General features: G+C 60.8%; 16 protein-coding genes and 1 pseudogene. 1 reads left to right on the top strand and 16 read right to left on the bottom strand.

What is annotated here, in order from left to right; all coding sequences use genetic code 11:
* Positions 1–6: 6 nt before the first annotated feature.
* The 11 genes from A6764_RS08485 to A6764_RS08435 all read right to left on the bottom strand — a co-directional run bounded on the left by A6764_RS08485 (position 7) and on the right by A6764_RS08435 (position 12,183).
* Entirely contained in the window at positions 7–2,388 is a 2,382-nt protein-coding gene (locus A6764_RS08485; RefSeq protein ID WP_065066813.1) for a sugar phosphate nucleotidyltransferase, read from the bottom strand.
* Between the two features lie 19 nt (positions 2,389–2,407).
* Positions 2,408–5,254, bottom strand: coding sequence for a 1,4-alpha-glucan branching protein domain-containing protein (locus A6764_RS08480; protein WP_141669631.1), 2,847 nt, complete (start codon positions 5,252–5,254; stop codon positions 2,408–2,410).
* A 14-nt stretch (positions 5,255–5,268) separates the two neighbouring features.
* Positions 5,269–5,913: a DUF4912 domain-containing protein gene (locus A6764_RS08475; protein WP_035295085.1), complete on the bottom strand. Its 645-nt coding sequence runs from the start codon at positions 5,911–5,913 to the stop codon at positions 5,269–5,271.
* Positions 5,914–6,193: 280 nt separating this feature from the next.
* On the bottom strand, positions 6,194–6,763 hold the full coding sequence (locus A6764_RS08470; protein ID WP_029099996.1) for a manganese catalase family protein: 570 nt from the start codon (positions 6,761–6,763) through the stop codon (positions 6,194–6,196).
* Positions 6,764–6,784: 21 nt separating this feature from the next.
* Complete coding sequence (locus tag A6764_RS08465; RefSeq protein ID WP_065066815.1) at positions 6,785–7,054, bottom strand: spore coat protein CotJB; 270 nt, start codon at positions 7,052–7,054, stop codon at positions 6,785–6,787.
* Entirely contained in the window at positions 7,051–7,275 is a 225-nt protein-coding gene (locus A6764_RS08460; RefSeq protein WP_029099994.1) for a spore coat associated protein CotJA, read from the bottom strand. Before A6764_RS08460 ends, A6764_RS08465 begins: the two co-directional genes overlap by 4 nt.
* 125 nt (positions 7,276–7,400) lie before the next feature.
* Positions 7,401–8,198: a DUF4247 domain-containing protein gene (locus tag A6764_RS08455; protein ID WP_065066816.1), complete on the bottom strand. Its 798-nt coding sequence runs from the start codon at positions 8,196–8,198 to the stop codon at positions 7,401–7,403.
* Positions 8,199–8,210: 12 nt separating this feature from the next.
* Complete coding sequence (locus A6764_RS08450) at positions 8,211–8,717, bottom strand: DUF4178 domain-containing protein (protein ID WP_065066817.1); 507 nt, start codon at positions 8,715–8,717, stop codon at positions 8,211–8,213.
* Positions 8,718–8,738: 21 nt separating this feature from the next.
* Positions 8,739–9,143 carry a DUF350 domain-containing protein gene (locus A6764_RS08445; RefSeq protein ID WP_029099991.1) on the bottom strand — a complete coding sequence of 135 codons (405 nt, stop codon included), beginning with the start codon at positions 9,141–9,143 and terminating at the stop codon, positions 8,739–8,741.
* A gap of 80 nt (positions 9,144–9,223) precedes the next feature.
* Entirely contained in the window at positions 9,224–9,889 is a 666-nt protein-coding gene (locus tag A6764_RS08440; RefSeq protein ID WP_029099990.1) for a PspA/IM30 family protein, read from the bottom strand.
* 65 nt (positions 9,890–9,954) lie between these two features.
* Positions 9,955–12,183 (bottom strand): DNA topoisomerase III, encoded by a 2,229-nt coding sequence (locus A6764_RS08435; protein ID WP_065066818.1) that lies wholly within the window; start codon positions 12,181–12,183, stop codon positions 9,955–9,957.
* A 288-nt stretch (positions 12,184–12,471) separates the two neighbouring features.
* On the opposite strand from A6764_RS08435, the gene A6764_RS08430 reads away from it, so the two are divergent.
* Entirely contained in the window at positions 12,472–12,567 is a 96-nt protein-coding gene (locus A6764_RS08430) for a YjcZ family sporulation protein (protein ID WP_029099988.1), read from the top strand.
* An 88-nt stretch (positions 12,568–12,655) separates the two neighbouring features.
* On the opposite strand, the gene A6764_RS08425 is transcribed toward A6764_RS08430, so the two are convergent.
* The 5 genes and pseudogenes from A6764_RS08425 to A6764_RS08410 form a co-directional block, all read right to left on the bottom strand.
* The gene (locus A6764_RS08425; RefSeq protein ID WP_319800807.1) at positions 12,656–13,123 is read right to left on the bottom strand and encodes a CBO0543 family protein; all 468 of its coding nucleotides are present in this window, start codon (positions 13,121–13,123) and stop codon (positions 12,656–12,658) included.
* Complete coding sequence (locus tag A6764_RS22370; RefSeq protein WP_065066820.1) at positions 13,053–13,259, bottom strand: DUF2515 family protein; 207 nt, start codon at positions 13,257–13,259, stop codon at positions 13,053–13,055. Before A6764_RS22370 ends, A6764_RS08425 begins: the two co-directional genes overlap by 71 nt.
* An 11-nt stretch (positions 13,260–13,270) precedes the next feature.
* Positions 13,271–13,786, bottom strand: a pseudogene (locus A6764_RS08420) (DUF2515 family protein); the annotation flags it as partial.
* A gap of 79 nt (positions 13,787–13,865) precedes the next feature.
* Positions 13,866–14,084: a hypothetical protein gene (locus tag A6764_RS08415; protein ID WP_065066822.1), complete on the bottom strand. Its 219-nt coding sequence runs from the start codon at positions 14,082–14,084 to the stop codon at positions 13,866–13,868.
* Between the two features lies 1 nt (position 14,085).
* Positions 14,086–15,714, bottom strand: a complete 1,629-nt coding sequence (locus tag A6764_RS08410; RefSeq protein ID WP_065066823.1) for a 2-hydroxyglutaryl-CoA dehydratase — start codon at positions 15,712–15,714, stop codon at positions 14,086–14,088.
* Positions 15,715–15,720 lie beyond the last annotated feature (6 nt).

Raw genomic sequence — 15,720 nt, 5'->3', positions numbered from 1 at the left:
TGCGCGTTATCGGGACTGGAACTCCGCGATCCGCCGGGCGAACGAAGCGGCGAGGGTGGCCGCCGTTTCCGCCGTCACGCCCTGCGAAATGATATTGACGTGGGAATCTTCCGTATCCGGCAGGATCAGCACCCAGCCGTGGGCGTCGTACACCTTGATGCCGTCCACCAACTCCAGCGGCTTGCCTTTGTGTTCCTCCAACATTTTACGCATCACTTTTCCCTTCCATGCCCACGGACAAAACACCGTCGTTTTGTCCATGTGGCATGCCGGGAGCTGAGCGGCCAACCGGCTGAGCGGCTGCTCTTCCCGGGACAGGTACGCGAGGATGCCGACCAGGCTGAAGACCGCGTCAAACAGCGGATGGAACCGCTCGTCCGGCGATACCTCCATCATCGCGCGCGGCGACAGCTTGGTGCGGACCACGTCCACCTGCATCAGCCGGGCCAGGTGCTCCACCTCTTCCGGCGCGCTGACCGGCAGGCCGATCTGCCGCCGATGCCCCCGGCATGCGAGGAGCTGCAGCGCCAGAAGCTGTTCCGGCGAAAGCCGCTCCCCTGTTTCCGTGAACAGCTCGAACTGCTCGCCGTTTTTGTGCAGGCGGACTGCCAGATCGACACCGTGCCTGCCGACCCCTTCCGCGACGGCGCCGTACACGGCGGTCACGCCCAGCGCGCAAAACAGCGGAGCCAGAAACGCCGGCAGGAAGCGGGTCTCGCACTCGACCAGCAGTTTGAACCCCCGGCGCTGAATCGGCGCCGCGTCGATCTGCTCCAGGAGCTCCCGCGTGTAGGCCTCCTGCACCTGGTGCTCCACGTGCAGTTCGCCCAGGTGGTGAAGCGAACGGACATACGTCTCCTGCCAGTAGGCGGTTTCGATTTTCCGCTCCCAATCGCGGGAGACCGGCAGCCCCAGGTGGTCGACGAACTGGATCACCACCTGTTTCTCCTCGGCCGGTTCGGCCATGTGGATGTGGATCCCGCCCTGGCATTGGAACCGGCGGACGCCGTACCGGTTTACCGGCGCGATGCAGATGCCGATGTCGATCGTGTCGATCCCGGACGAGCAGAGACTGGTCATGATGCTGTGCTTGAGCAGTTGGGCAAACGGATGGGCGCACGCGGACAGGGCGATCCGGCTGCCCGGTTTGAGCAGATAGGCGTATGCGGCAGCCAGCCGGGTCACGAATTCCGGCGTGATCTCCACATTGCCCAGCCCTTTGATGCCCTGGCTGCCGAACAGGTGTTTCGACTGCTTCGCCCCGTAGATGAGTGACGTGTGCACGTTGGCGCTTTCCCCGATTTCCTTGTGGGGCCAGATCTTCACCCCGTCTTTTACCACCGCCTTGGCGCCGATCCGGCAGTGGTCGCCGATGACCGCGCCCTCGCCCAGCAGGACGCACGGACCGACGCTCACGTTGCGGCCCAGTGTGGCGCCCGTCAGTTCCGCCCGCTGGCCGACGAAGGCGTTTTCCCACAAAATCAACTGCCCCAGCCTCGTCCCGGCGGAAATGACCGAATGGCTACCCAGCACGGAGTAGGCGCCGACCGACACACCCGTCTGCAGATGAACGTTTTCCCCGATGTACACCGGCCCTTCCAGCCGCACGGACGAATCAATCCGCACGTGGTTTTCGAGGAAGATGCGAGGGGCGATCTCGCGCGCGTCAATCTCCACCCTCACCCGTCCGTCCAGCATGTCAGCCTGCGCCTGCCGGTACACCTCCAGCGACCCGATATCCGACCAGTAGCCCTCCGCCGTGTGGCCGAACAGCGGCAGACCCGCGTCCAAAAAGGCGGGAAACAGCTCTCTGCTGAAATCCACTTCCCTCTCTTCTTCTATATAGGAAAGCACCTCGGGTTCAAAGACGTACATGCCGGTGTTGACCGTATCGCTGAACACTTCGGCCCAACTCGGCTTTTCCAGGAACCGGGTGATTCGTCCGCTCTCATCCGTCATGACGACGCCGAATTCCAGCGGCGTCTCCACTCTGGTCAGGATCAGCGTGGCCAGGGCGCCGTTTCGCTCGTGAAAGCGGACAGCTTCCGTCAAATCGATGTCCGTCAAGGTGTCTCCGCTGATCACAAGGAACCGGTCATCCAGGAAATCGGCGCAGTTCTTTACGCTGCCCGCCGTACCCAATGGCGTCGATTCTTCGAAATAGGTAAGCGAGACGCCGAAGCGCGAACCGTCGCCAAAGTAGCTGCGGATGGCATCGGGGAGGTACTGCAGCGTGACCGCGATGTCCGTAATCCCGTGGCGTTTCAGCAGGTGGATCGTGTATTCCATGCAGGGCCGGTTTAACAGCGGCACCATCGGTTTGGGCGTATGGACCGTCAACGGGCGCAGGCGGGTTCCCTTGCCGCCGGCCATGATCACTGCTTTCATCAACCGTTCCTCCTCTCGGTCAGATCGAAGTTGCCAAGGTTGAACCCAACGAACGATACAAATCCAGCGTCTGAAGCGCCAACCGGTTCCAGTCGTATTGACGCAGGATGTCCTCCCGCGCCAGGCGGACCAGCCGCCCGCGTTCATCGGGGCGGTGCAGGAGCCAGCACAACTGATCGGCGAGCGAATCGGCGTTGCCGGTGTAAAAGGTGAGCCCGTTCTCGCCGTGGCGGACGATTTCCCGCAAGCCTCCCGTATCGGCCGCGATCACCGGCGTCCCCAGCGACATGGCCTCCAGCGCCACGATCCCGAATGGCTCGTACAAGCTGGGAAAAACGGCTGCGGCAGCCAGCCGGAAGAGCAGATTGCGGCGGACGTCGTCGACGAAGCCGAGAAACCGGACGCGAGACGACAGCCCCCGCTGCTCCGCCGTCTGCCGCCACTCTTCCAGCATCGGCCCTTTTCCCGCCAGGACGAAGACGGCTTCCGGATGATCGTGCAGTACGCGAGGGGCCGCCTCCAGCAGCAGGTGAACCCCTTTTTCCCGCACCATCCGGCCGACAAACAAGATCACCGGTCCCGTCCCCAGCCCCAGTTCCTCCCGCACGCCGCGCATCCGCTCCTCTTCATCCGCTGTCGCGGCCGGCGGGCATTCGACACCGTTGGGGATCACGTCGATACGCTCTTGCGGTACGCCAAACAGCCTGTTCACCTCCCCGGCCATGTAGCGGCTGCACACGATGAGGCGGTCGGATGCGGCTGAGAGGTTCTCTTCCCGCTCGTGAATCCGCTGCTGCAGCGGGGTGTGAATCCCTTGGTGACGGCCGTGCTCCAGCGCGTGGATCGTCGTCACCAACGGCAGCGCAAAGCGCTGTTTCAGCTCCAGCGCGGCCCATCCGACCATCCAGTCGTGCGCGTGGATGAGATCGGGCCGAAAGCCCTGCCGCACCAACCGTTCCGCCGCGTCCGTCATGGCCAGGTTGAGCTGAAATACCCAGTCGAGAAAATCGCTCTGCTCTCCTGGAACGTAGGTGTTGAGGCGATGGACACGCACCCCGTCCACCAGCTCCGCCTGCGCGGCCGTGCACGGTGCGGCTGTCAGCACGTGCACCTCCACGTGCTGCCTCGCCAGATGGCGGGCCAGATCGTACACGGCCCGGCCCAGTCCGCCGACGACGCGCGGCGGAAACTCCCAGCTCAGCATCAGCACCCGCAGCCCTTCTACACGCTCCTTGCCGGCGGCGACATATTGACGCGATACGTTCACTCTATGCGAACCTGCAGGCAAATAGCACCGTAGGTCCACAGCGGGGAAGAGCGGATACGCCCGCTCTCTTGCGGCCAGACGTTCGGGATCGATCGTCCCCGCCCGAATCTGCTCCATCAGCTCGCGAAAGCAGGCCAGATGGTCGTGGGTGCGGCGGACGGCGTAGTCCACCACTGTCTGTCCGTCCATGATAAACGCCCAGTCGCTGCTCTGCGCCAGCATCAGCTCCCGGGCCGCCTGCTGCAGTCCGCGCCGCAGCAGCGGACGGGCCTCATGATCGTCGTGGGTCTCTTCCACCAGTTCGATCAGCTCCCGCTCGGCCTGGTGCAGGTGGCGGTAGATCCAGCCGTTTCGCTCGTTGAGCCAGACTTCGCCGTAGCCGTTTCGCCCCCAGGACGACATCGGCAGACGGCCGCGGTCGATCTGGGGATAGTCGTCCAGGTAGGCGGACGGCGTGGTCAGGCTGATCACCTGTGAATCGCAGGCCGTCTTGCGCAGCAGAAAATCGAGGAATTGCGGCCCTTCGTACCACCAGTGGCCGAACAGTTCGGCGTCGTACGTGGCCGTGATCAACGGAGGGCGATCCAGCCATTCGGCTGCCTGCACCGCCTGCGCCTCCCGGCTGGCAAGGAAATGACCGGCGTGAACGGCCGCCTTCTCCCTCGCCCGGTCGGGATCGTAAATGGCTTTCGGCACGTCCCGCCCGGTGATCCGGTGGTACTTGAGGCCTGTATGTACGCGGATTCCCTCGGGATGAACGTACGGAGCGATGTACGCCCAGTCCAGGTCAAACCCGATGTCCCGGTAATATTCCCGGTAATCGTAATCCCCGGGATAGCCGATGACGGAGCTCCACACCTGACGCGATGCCTCTTCATCGCGCGGAAAGGCGGCCACGTCGTACGGAGTCAATAGCGGCGCGAACAGCCCCCGCCGCGGCTGGGGGGTGGCGTGGCGAACCGTGTGGCTGTCGGTGAAAAAATAGCGGATGCCCGCTTCTTTCAGCAGGCGGTCCAGCCCCGGGGTATAGCCGCACTCAGGCAGCCAGATTCCCGCGGGACGGCGGCCGAGAATGCGCTCATGCGTATCAATCCCCACCATGAGCTGGGCCCGGATCGCCTCTTCCGTCTCCACAAAGGGGAGAAACGCGTGAGTCGCGGCGCAGGTGATCAGCTCCACGCAGCCGCTATCCTGCAGCCGTTTCAAGGCGGGAATCAGCGCATAATCCCACTTGCGGCAGTACGCGGCGATCTCCCGAAAGCGCCGCAGATACATCTTCGCCACGCGGTGCTCCTCCGGGCTGCCGCTCGTCCGCCTGCATTCCTTTCCGGCCAGCTCGACCGTTTTGGCGAGGTGGCGCTGGAACCTCTCCCGGATCAACGGATCGTCAAGCATGGACAGCAGCGGGGGCGAAACGGCCAGCGTGATGCGAAACGGGATGCTGTCTGCGAGCAGTTTGTCAAACACCAGCAAGAGCGGGATGTACGACTCGAGCATGGCCTCGTACACCCAGCGCTCTTCCAGACGATCGTCCCGCTCGCCATCTCGCACGTAAGGCAGATGGGCGTGCAGCACGAGGGAGAGATAACCGTTTGACACCACAGACACCTCGCTCATTTTGACGTTTTGGGATAGAGGGAATAGGAGGAAAAGTTCTCAAACCAGGCAGGCACACGCGTGTCAGCGGCCGGCTCCACCAACGGCTCGCCCCAGGCTGCCGGGTGATTGCGGGGTGTCGCCGCCGGCTCCGAGCGCAGGATCGGATAGAAGCGCTCGCGGTGGAACAGACCGAAGTCGGCGATGTAGGTCCTCCCCGGCTGGACGTCATGCACGAACCAGGAGTGGGCGCCGTCCGACACGGTCACGTCCCGGTGGCCATGAGCGTTGGTGCCGTCAAACAAGCGGTCGGTCACGTCGTAGAGTCGCAGCCCCTTGTCGATCTGCCGGTAATCTGCCTGCAGGTAGGAAGCGACCATCCGCATGCGCGGCCAGGTGATCTCCCAATAGACGAACAGCACCGTCGGACCCTGCACCATCAGTTTGACGACATCCCGCCCGTAAAACGGCGGCAGCCGCCACGCGTCGTCCGGTCGGTTCTGCGACGGAGCGGCATTCCGGCTGGCGGCAGGTTCGGCCTCGGAGCGCGATCTGCCCTTCTGCAACCGGTATTTCACCTGGCCCACGGTCAGCCCGCATTCTTTGGCGATTTGCGCGATGGACATGGACTGCGAGCGAAGCTGTAAGATTCGTTCCAACATCGTTGAACGCTCCTTTCTGCCGGTATTCCTCCAAGCCCGTGACAGGCGGAGGCGACGGATCATTTGCCAACAATGCCATCATAGCCAAAACCGCCCATCAAAGACTGTCGAACGATGTGTGCACATCCCTTCTTCTTTTGTCGAGTCTCCGACAGTTTTTCGTCATGGGAACACACTAGCCGCGGGAGCGGGATATCCGTGGAATCGCCGGGGGCGGGTCCGTCTTCCCGGGGAATCCGGCCAGAAAAAAACCACCTGTACAGGTGGATCAGATGGTGAATCAGAAAAATTTTTTTCTTTCCTGCTCTTCTTTCAACAATTCCACTGCTTCGCGAAATCTCAGCGAGTGGACGATTTCCCGTTCGCGGAGGAATTTGAGGCCGTCCTTCAGGTCGGGATCGTCCGTCATGTCAATCAGCCATTGATAGGTGGCTCTCGCCTTTTCCTCGGCGGCAATGTCTTCGTACAGGTCGGCGATCGGGTCGCCCTTGGCCTGGATGTACGCCGCCGTCCAGGGGACGCCGGCGGCATTGTTGTAAAACAGCGCCCTGTCGTGATTGGCGTAGTGGGCGCCGAGGCCGGCTTCCTCCAACTGCTCGACCGTGGCGTCTTTCGTCAATTTGTACACCATGGTGGCAATCATTTCCAGATGAGCAAACTCCTCTGTCCCGATATCCGTCAGCAAACCGATCACCTTGTCGGGGATGGAGTACCGCTGGTTCAGGTAGCGGAGCGCCGCCGCCAGTTCCCCGTCGGCTCCGCCGTACTGCTCGATCAGGAACTTCGCCATGCGCGGGTCGCATTTGCTCACGCGTACGGGGTACTGCAGTTTCTTCTCATAAATCCACACGTTCGGTTCTCCTCCTCATCCTCATACCTGCCACGGCCACGGCGATTCGGGCCACTGCCAGGGATATCCGGAATAGCTGTGTCCGTATTGCAGAAGCGGCCCGTAGTGAGCCTCGAACTCGCACGCCACCTGCCAGCGTTTGCCGGAGTACTCGTTGAACTGCTGGATCGCATTCATGTCGTCACGGTGGGTGTTCAGGTACAGCGACAGCTCCACCAGCACGAAATCGAGCGACTGCAGCTCATGCATAAGCTGGTAGTAGCGTTCGTCCACTTGTTTGTGGTCGCTCACTTCCGTTCCCTCCCTTTCCTGTCCCGTCCCTCGTACGGACTGTACAGTGCCGGCCAGAGCACGCCGTGGCGCAGGGCTTCGGGAGCAGAAAACTGCGGCAAACCGGGGGGCTGGAATTGGATGAACAGGTTGGGGGGTACCACATATGTCTTCACCCGCATCGGCGGACACGGATCAAACGGGCTGACATACGGATAATACACTCTCGTCTGCGAATGCAACGAAGGCGACCTCCTTGTGTAGGTGTTTGACTAACCAGTATCACTGTATGACACTCACCTACCTGCGGTGTTGGGCGGACGCCCGTTTGTGGCCGACAAGAAAAGAACCCGCTGTGATCAGCGGGTTATCGTCGTTTCGTGATTCGGCCGAAGCCTCCGACCTTCGTGCGCGGAGGCGATTTGCTTCGCGGTGAGGAGAAGATCGAGGATCCCCATGAGGAGGAAGAATCGGAGATCGTCGCGTCCTTGTCAGATTTTCGGATAATCCGTCCGACCCGCCCGGCCGGTTCCGTGGACGGCTCCGCCTGTTTTTTGGTGATGCTGCCGTCCGCGCCGATTACAGAACCCCGATCGGCCGGCTTGTCGCTCCGCTTGATGATGCTCCCCGTTCCCTGCTTGGTGACGGGAGGAGCCGCCTTTTTCTCCTGCTGGGTGGGGATGTGGTACGTCCCCACTGGTTTGTAGATGTCTCTCGTGGTATACCCGCGATACGAGCCGGGGGCATGTTTGTGCGCGTCAAAGAGGTCATCCAGCAGGCTGGCCAGGATGTACCCCTCCAGAAACGACGGATCGTAATTTTGCCGGACAAACTCCTTGCTGTCCACTTCGATGAGCGTGTCCGAAGGTTTCTTCTCATCCTGCTGCAGGTGGTACCATTCATCCGGATAGATGAGAAACATGTGTTTCTCGTCTTCTTTGGAGATCTCGTCCGGCTCTCGCTGCTCTGCCAGTTCACGGGCCACTTCCGGCACCGTTTTGTTTTCGGCGCGGTAGACGCGGGAATACTGCCCGTCGTCCTTGGAGATCACCGATTCCAGCGGATAGCCGGAACCGGCCGTCGGTGTCCCGCAGCCGGCCAGGGCCAGGAGCAAGAGCGCTGGCACCAGGAGGATCGTGACCGCTCGAAACAGCCGCTGTTCCATCCTCATCCCTCCCTACGTTCCGCGCAAGACCTGCACGTCAGCCGGGAGGACAAACTCTCCCTCGTACAGCATGAAACGGCCGTCCTGCCATTCGATCCGCAGCAAATGGCGCTGGTCGGATTGAAACTGCCAGATGTGCTGCTCTCCTGACGAAGGGAACGGGGTTTTGCCCTGGGCCGTCACGTGACCGGTGTAGTGTTCCTCCAGATGATAGGCGACCCCGTCCATTTCGATCGTGGTCGGGACCCCGTCGTCAAAATCCAGCCGGCCGTCAATGGCGCTGTAGAGCTGATACACCACCTGTTCCCGCTCTTCGATATAGAGATAGCGTATCTGATGGCCGTCCTGCAGGGTCAGCATCACGGCGTTTCGACTGACGTTCCGGGTCCTGCCCGTCACCTGATAGGTGACCAGGGACACCTCCACCACATCTCCCGGCCCGACGGTAAGGATGCTGCGCTCTGCCGGTAGCGGCTCATGCTTGGCAAAGAGACCGTGGATTCGCTTGAACAAACTCATAGATGCGCTCCTTTCCCCGCACTACAGACAAGCGGCTAAAATCATTGCGCCGACGATGTGGAAAGAGCCGGCCAACAGTGCGTACGCGACTTTACCCTGCCGCGTTCCCTCGTCCAGATCAAGCGACGCGGCCATTTTCAACAGCCGTTCGACAATCCATTCCAGCATGAACAATATGACAAATGAAACCACAGACACCAACAGGGCAATAAACAGATCGTTGGAAGTGGCAATCGACCGGGACAAAATATAGCCCTGGGCAAACAGCTTCATGATGAAACGAGTCGTTACCGCCACGTTCCCGTTCTTCATTTCCGTAATGTCCTTGTATTTGGTGAACAAACTGTCCACCCACATGAGCACAAACAAGAGAATGGCACCGGCCCCGGTCCACACCAGCATGGCCAGCACTTCAAACCACGACAAAGGTCATCCCTCCACAGCGTTCAATATTTACTTGCGGCAGTTCGCGGAATCAGAGAAAAAGGGGAACCGCCTAGAGCGGTTTACCCCTCGTATTTTTTCAGCAGGGCCGCCAGTTCGTCTTCAATTTCCTGATCCCGGTTCAACTTGGCGATTTCCTCGTCCAGCGATGTTTCTTTTTTGTACACGTCGCCGCTGGCCTCCGCTTCCGCTTCGAGCTGCAGCGCCTTCTCTTCCATGCGCTTCAACCCCGCCATCGCCGTATTTGCGTCAAACCCGGTCATCGCCTTGTTGATGTTTTTCTGGGCCTTGGCGGCGTTGACGCGGGCGACCAGGGTCTCCCGTTTGTGTTTCAGCTCGTTGATCTGCTTGCGCATTTCCGCCAGCTTCTCGCGCAGGTTGTCGGCCGCCCGTTTATTCTGCTCGTAGCTCGCCTTGTACTCCTCCATCTTCTGCTGGGCCGCTTTCTTTTCTTCCAGGGCGCGGCGGGCGAGATCGACGTTCTTCGCCTGCGCGGCCAGATGGGCCTGCTCGTCGCGCTTCTTGACGAGGGCTTCCTGTTCCTCGTACAGCAGCTTGAATTTTTTCTCCAGCGCAATCTGGGCGGCGACGGCTTTTTCCGCCTCTTCCAGATCCTCCTGCATGTCGCGCAGATACTGGTCCGTCATTTTGATGGGGTCTTCCGCTTTTTCAATCAGAGCAAACAGATTGGCCATGGTCAGGTCTCGCAGACGTTTGAAAAAGGACATGACTTTTTTCCTCCTTGGGTAAGGGATCGTCAGCGCACGTGCGGCTGCGCTTCTCTATAACGTATCTACGAAAAAAGAGACGTCCCGGTTTCACCGGGAACTTCTTCCTTTCGCTTATCACGCCTGCGCCCTGCCTTGCTGCCGGCTTCCTGCTGCAAGCGCACCTTCCGCTCCCGGTCGTCCCACAGCAGATAGGCGTCGAAGCGCTCCTCTCCCTTTTGAAATCCTTTGATCGTATTGCTCCTGCCCGTCTCCATCAGCCGTTTGACGTTGGCGGCGGTGATTTTCTTGCCCAAAATGGTTTTGGACAGCGTCACGCCGCACCCGGTTTTGCGGTAGTTGGCGCAGCCGTAAAAATCCCCCTTGTCCACCAGATCGCCGCCGCAGGCGCGGCAGACGGCCACCTTTTTGCCCAGGCTGAACCGGGAGGCCTGCTTCGGCATCGCCGCCACGTCGTATCCGTCCAGATTCCAGCTTCGCGACTGCTCCACCGCATCCTGCACGATCTTGCGAGACAGCTTTTTCACCTGCTCCATGAACGCCTGCGGCGAGGCCAATCCCTGCCCGATCTCCGCCAGACGCTGCTCCCACCGGGCCGTCATTTCCGGCGAGGCCAGGATCTTGTCACCGATCAGGTCGATCAAGAGCATGCCCTTGGGGGTGGCGTACACCTGGTTCCGCTTGACCTCGATGTACTTTCGCTGCTTCAGCGTGGCGATGATGGCGGCGCGGGTCGCTTCGGTGCCCAGCCCTTCTGTCTTCATCAGCACCTTCTCCAGCTCTTCGTTGTCCAGATACTTGCCCGCTGTCTTCATCAGCGTGATCAGTTGACCTTCGGTGTAGCGCTTGGGCGGCTGCGTCCTGCTCTCCTTGACGCTGGCCTTGCGCACCCGGCCCTCTTCTCCCTCAGCCAGCGGCGGCAGTACCGGTTCGTCTTCCTCCTTCTCCTCGTCGAACAGCACCGACCGCCATCCGGCCCTGAGCTGCACCTTTCCCTTGCTGACAAATGCGGCCCGGCCGTCCACCAGCGTGACCACCGTGGTGTAATCAAACAGCGCGCTCTCGTAATGGGCGGCGATCAGCCGGCGGGCCACCAGGTCGTAGATTTTCCGCTCGTCATCCCCCAGCTTGGCCACGGTGGGCACCTGCTCCGTCGGGATAATCGCGTAGTGGTCCGTCACCTTTTTTTGGTTGACGTAGCGTCGATCCTGGGCGATCGAGGCTTTCGGAGCGGGAAAAAAGCCGCGGTACTCCGGCTGCCTGGCCAGCCTGGAGAGGATGTCGGGGAACGCCCGCGCCTCCTCGGCCGTCACAAAGGCGGAATCGGAGCGGGGATAGGAGAGATACCCCTTGACGTACAGCTTTTGCGCCACGTCCAGCGTCTTTTGCGGCGAAAACTTGTACAGCTTGTTGGCGGCCGCCTGCAGGGCGGAGAGGTTGAACAGGTACGGGGGCAGGAACTCTTTTCGCTCCGTCTTCACCTCCGACACGCGCGCCGGTTTCTCGCGGCAAAACGCGGCGATCCGCTCCGCCAGCTCGGGGTCGTTGATCCGCGACTGCCCGTCCTTGTGCCAGACGCCTTCATACCGTTTGCCGTCCACGTCGAAGGATGCCTTCACCTCCCAGAACGGTTCCGGCTTAAACGATGCGATTTCCTTTTCCCGCTTCACCACCAGCGCCAGGGTCGGGGTCTGCACCCGGCCGGCGGAGAACACGTCGCTGATCCCTTTTTCTTTCAGCAAAACGGTGTAGACGCGGGAGGCGTTCATGCCCACCAGCCAGTCGGCGCAGGCCCGGCTGTACGCCTCGTGGTACAGGCTGCGCGTCTGCTCCTCCTGCAGCAGCGATTCGAAGCCGGCGACGACGGCCCGCTCCGTCAGCGACGAGATCCACAGCCGCTTCATCGGTTTGCGAACCCCGCTCATCTCCACGATCGTCCGGACGATCAGCTCCCCTTCCCGTCCGGCGTCGCCCGCGTGGATGATCTCGTTCACATCGGGCCGCCGGAGAAGCTGCTTGATCACGCCGAACTGCTTGGCCTTGCCCTTTATCACCTGATGGCGAAACGATTCCGGAATGATCGGCAGCGTCTCCACCGTCCACTTTTTCCACGCGGGGTTGTACGCTTCCGGCGGCACCAGCTCGCACACGTGACCGACCGCCCAGGTGATGAACGCCCCCCGGGGAAACAGCCGGTTCGGCTGGATTTCCACATAGCCCTGCTTCTTTTTATGCACGAACGGACTGGCCAGCTTGAGCGCCTGGTCCGGTTTTTCGGCGATGATGACTTTCATGCGCGGCATTCTCCCCATCCGTCTGGAAACATTTGTTCTGACGTCTATTGTACTACAAGTCCGCAGACCTGTCCCGGCTTGTCCATCCGTTCCCCAAACCGGGGTACTTCCTCGTCGGCACCGGCCGTCTTCCGCTTTCCGGAAACACCACGCGGAACACGCGGCGCTCAAGCAGGAAACAGCACCGGGATTTTGCCTCGGGCGTGCCGGCCAACATTGGGCGAGCGTACAGGCAAAACCCACGGGACACACATACAGTATGACTAATCGCGGAAAGGAGGGGAAGCGATGAGCAGTATCTTCAACAGTTGTGGACTGGACGAATTCGGTCTGGTGCTGGTGCTGTTTGTCCTGTTGGTGATCGTGGGCTGCAGCTGCAATTGACGAGGACTAAGCGGAGAAGACAGATCCATGCAAAGGGAGAATTCGGGGGCGTTCTCCCCTTGCATGTTCTCCGCCCTTTTTGCAGGCATCACGCACGGAAGCGCAGCCATCGATGAAATGTCCACATCAGCCAGAGAAAGCCGAAATATCCGAAGAAGGAATACAAATGGCGCCAGTCTTCACGATGGACAAACCATCCCGCCTTCTCGGACAAGGGTTCGGCCAGCGTCATCGCCAGGCTGAGCACCGTGATGAACGCGGCGCGGCCGAGAGCGGGCATCCGTTCGGCCCAGAACAGAAACCAGGCGGTAAAGAAGGGAAGCAGAATCAACGTAAAGGCCACGTTGATGTCAAACACGCCCGGAAACGGCCGGACGGGAAAGCTGTAGAACCCGCCGTTTACGAAAATCAGGTCCAAATAGGTTCCCGCCCAGGAAGCCAGGAGCATCCCCGGCACATACCTTCTGAACGAGGCACGGCCGCCGTCAGGCAGGAAAGATCGCTTCCTTGGCGACAATCGCCCGTTCGATTTTCTCCAGCGTTTGACAATAGGCATCCTCCACATCACCGCCCGCCTCTTCGTTTTCATTCAGCAAAAACAGGATGAACCTCGCGTCCGTGCACCAATCCTCCGGTTCCGGCTCCGCATGGGTCACGTCGCCCCAGGCGTGGATGAGCCGGGGACTGTACAACCGTGCGGCGCCCGCCAAAATTCCTCCCACAGCACCTGCATGAAGCGGGAGACGTGCAGGTGCGGCAGCAGGTAAAACAGGTTGGCCTGCCTCTTCACGCTTTCCTCGTACACCAGCATTTGCGGATAGACGTCGTGGAAGATCAGCCAGTTTCCCCGCTCCAAAAACGCAAAAAAATCCTCCTGCTCCTTTCGGGAGAGGAGCCGGGACAGCAGTTCCCCCTTGATGTCCGTCATGTTCCACCCCCCGTTTCGGGAGACCATGTGGCCGAGCAGCGCCCAGTGGATTTCGGGATGCCTGAGGTAAAACTGCAAATAGGCCATCGTCCGCGTGACATTGTTGCGATTATGCTGGCGCGTTTGTTCGCGGATGGCGTCCACCAGGGCCTGATCGCGGCCGGACAGCACAGCCAGGCCGCCGGGCTGTTCCGCCGATTTTCGCGTCAGCGCTCGTCTGATTCGCCAGAACGACGGAAACCGGCTCTGCCGACAGCGGGTCCATCGCTCCCTCAGCCATGAGATGCCCATAGACTCCTCTCCTCGCGTTCATCAACATGTATATGATGCCTGTACGCCTCTCCATGATCGCTTCGAGCGATGGGGTACTTCATTTCTTCTTGTCTGTCACTTCCTCGAAGTAGCCGATCAATTGTAGGGCAGCGCCGATCAGCGACAAAACCAGCCCGATTAACTGCAGTTCCTGAGCGGGTGTCGGCCGATTCTCTTTTTCCTTCATGTCTTCCTCCCCTCCCCCGGTTTCGTTTTCCATCAGGATATGCAAAAAACGCGCTTCCCGCTGCTTGGCGGAAAACGCGTTTTTCATCATGCTAGACGCTTTGCATCTCCTCTTTGCTGCTCCGGACGGACAGCCGGGGGATGCGGCGAAGGCTGTAAACGGCGTTGGCCGCCGTACATGCAACCCGGTGCCGGCTGGTCTTCAGCGGTTTGGCAAAGGCCGGGCGGTCCGTCAGTTTCCGCAGCCCCTCCAGCCTCACCCCCTGTTTCGCAAGAGCTTCCTCGAATTCCTTCTGGGCGGCTTGCTTTGCTTTGAACAGCATCATCTGCACCCTGCTGTAGACGTTGATCGCGCCGTCTCCCGTCGTCTCGATCGGGAGGAAAATGGCATCCGGGTACCTTTCCGTGATCAGCGACTGCACGCCGTCCGATACGCCGGAAGACGGCATGCAGCCGAACGGCTTGACGGAGATCGTCATGTTCACTTTCCGCTTGACCACGTTCAGGATCAGTTTGCCCACTTCCATGTGGCCTTCGCCGCCGCGCAGGTGGTTGTTGTAATGCTGATGAGCAACCCGGGCCACCTCGTCCATGTCCGGCAGATGGTAGCCGGACAAGCCCAACAGCTTCGCGTAGCTGTAAAACATCAAGCGGAGGACGCGGTCGGCCGCCCACAGCATGCGCAGGCGCATGACAGGATTTTTGCCGGCGAGCCCGTAGCGGCCGCCGTCCTCGCCGCGCAGCTTCATGCGCTTCAGCGTGTCGTAGCGCCCTTCCCAGATCAGGTAGAGGATCCAGGCGGTCAGCGATTGCACGTCCACCTCGGCCCCTTCCTTTTCCAGAAAGCGCTGCAGTTGATAGTTGCCGTCCCCCTCCGTCGTCATCGCCCAAAACTCGCCGATGATGCTCACCTTGGGTTTTACCCGCGTCTTGTCCACCCGGATCGCCTGCAGCTCCCTGCGGCATGCCAGCAGGGCGGGAATCAGCCGCCTGCGCTGGCGCAGGGCCTCGTACAGACGATGTTTGCAGCTTTCGAGCGCGGCATCGGTGGCGCCCGGTTCCACCTCGTAGGGACGGATGCGGTAGCCGATAGCGTTCAAAATGTCGCCCAACAGGACCGCTTTCAAGAAGCTGAGGAAGAACGAGGTGTCCAGCTTGAGGGCGGAGTCGTCGCCGGTCGCCTGCTTCAACCCGCTCTGCTGCTGAAACAGGAGCACGCGGAAGCCGTCAAACCCGGCATCGCGCAGCGCCTTGCGATACTCCGTCACATACGTGCCGAAGCGGCAGGGCCCGCACGAACCGCTGGTGATGAACAGGTAGTTCTGGACGATCTCCTCTTTTGATTTGCCCTCCACGTCCCGCAGATGCGTCAAATGCTTGATCAGGTTGCCCACGGTAAAATACGTCGGGTTGCACTGGCCGCGGTTGCCGAACTCCTTGCCAAACCGGAGCGCCTCGTTGTCCGGACAGTCCAGGTGCTTCACGTTGTAGCCCAGCCCGGACAGCGCCCCTTCGACCAGGTAGTCGTGGGCCATGGTCAGTCCGCCGAAGAGGATGGTGGTGCTGGCCTTGTCCTTGGCCAAAAACTGGCGGGGAACCGGATCGAACCACTGCGACCGACTGGCTGTCAATCCCAGCGCCTGTTCCTGCTCCTCCTGAAAACGGCGCAATTCATCGGCAAAAGCGTTCTCGTTTACGGGAATTTCCTTGGTGGTTGACATGCGTTT

Origin of the sequence: Brevibacillus sp. WF146 (assembly GCF_001673705.2) — a bacterium.
Classification (GTDB): domain Bacteria; phylum Bacillota; class Bacilli; order Brevibacillales; family Brevibacillaceae; genus Brevibacillus; species Brevibacillus thermoruber.
Note: the sequence above shows the minus strand (reverse complement) of the source record. Positions and strands in the feature narration are given on the sequence as shown.

Excerpts from the sequence above, each read along its gene's own strand:
- A6764_RS08450 (WP_065066817.1), bottom strand. The coding sequence starts at position 8,717 with ATGAGTTTGTTCAAGCGAATCCACGGTCTCTTTGCCAAGCATGAGCCG.
- A6764_RS08425 (WP_319800807.1), bottom strand. The coding sequence starts at position 13,123 with ATGCCTATTGTCAAACGCTGGAGAAAATCGAACGGGCGATTGTCGCCA.
- A6764_RS08415 (WP_065066822.1), bottom strand. The coding sequence starts at position 14,084 with ATGATGAAAAACGCGTTTTCCGCCAAGCAGCGGGAAGCGCGTTTTTTG.
- A6764_RS08485 (WP_065066813.1), bottom strand. The coding sequence starts at position 2,388 with ATGAAAGCAGTGATCATGGCCGGCGGCAAGGGAACCCGCCTGCGCCCG.
- A6764_RS08435 (WP_065066818.1), bottom strand. The coding sequence starts at position 12,183 with ATGAAAGTCATCATCGCCGAAAAACCGGACCAGGCGCTCAAGCTGGCC.
- A6764_RS08440 (WP_029099990.1), bottom strand. The coding sequence starts at position 9,889 with ATGTCCTTTTTCAAACGTCTGCGAGACCTGACCATGGCCAATCTGTTT.
- A6764_RS08410 (WP_065066823.1), bottom strand. The coding sequence starts at position 15,714 with ATGTCAACCACCAAGGAAATTCCCGTAAACGAGAACGCTTTTGCCGAT.
- A6764_RS08455 (WP_065066816.1), bottom strand. The coding sequence starts at position 8,198 with ATGGAACAGCGGCTGTTTCGAGCGGTCACGATCCTCCTGGTGCCAGCG.
- A6764_RS08430 (WP_029099988.1), top strand. The coding sequence starts at position 12,472 with ATGAGCAGTATCTTCAACAGTTGTGGACTGGACGAATTCGGTCTGGTG.
- A6764_RS08475 (WP_035295085.1), bottom strand. The coding sequence starts at position 5,913 with ATGTTGGAACGAATCTTACAGCTTCGCTCGCAGTCCATGTCCATCGCG.